This is a genomic window from Shewanella sp. 10N.286.51.B2, from assembly GCF_041469265.1.
GTDB lineage: Bacteria > Pseudomonadota > Gammaproteobacteria > Enterobacterales > Shewanellaceae > Shewanella.
Genome location: NZ_JBFRKH010000158.1, coordinates 1 through 396, shown reverse-complemented (window position 1 = coordinate 396; position 396 = coordinate 1). Strand labels below are relative to the sequence as shown.

Annotated in this window: 1 protein-coding gene; it reads right to left on the bottom strand. The window is 48.5% G+C overall.

What is annotated here, in order from left to right; translation table 11 throughout:
- The coding region (locus tag AB4140_RS19830) for a transposase (protein ID WP_372002367.1) at positions 1–396 on the bottom strand (396 nt) is incomplete at both ends.

Below are 396 nucleotides of genomic sequence, written 5' to 3'. Positions count from 1 at the left end.
AGTTTGTTGGCTTGGTCGACTCTGACTCTATCCATTACCTCACGACCGAACTTAGCAACAACATGGAATAAGTCGTAAACGATTTTGGCGTTCGGGCAGTGCGCTTGAACTTCAAGGTCAAAAGCCGTATTCATGTCCATCGCGACCGCTTCGATATTATTGCCATGCTTGCCTAACAGCTCGAAGAACGGTCGTATGTCCTTGCGGCTACGGCCTAACCCTATCCAAATAGCTTGGTGAGTCTTAGCGTCAGCAATGACCGTGGCATACCGATGTCCTTTAAAGATAGCGAACTCATCCATGACGAGTTGCCTTAGCCCCTCCCATTTCACTGACGGTACCACTTGGCGAAGTCGGCGTTTATCTATCTCTTTAATGGTGTGCCAATGTACGCTT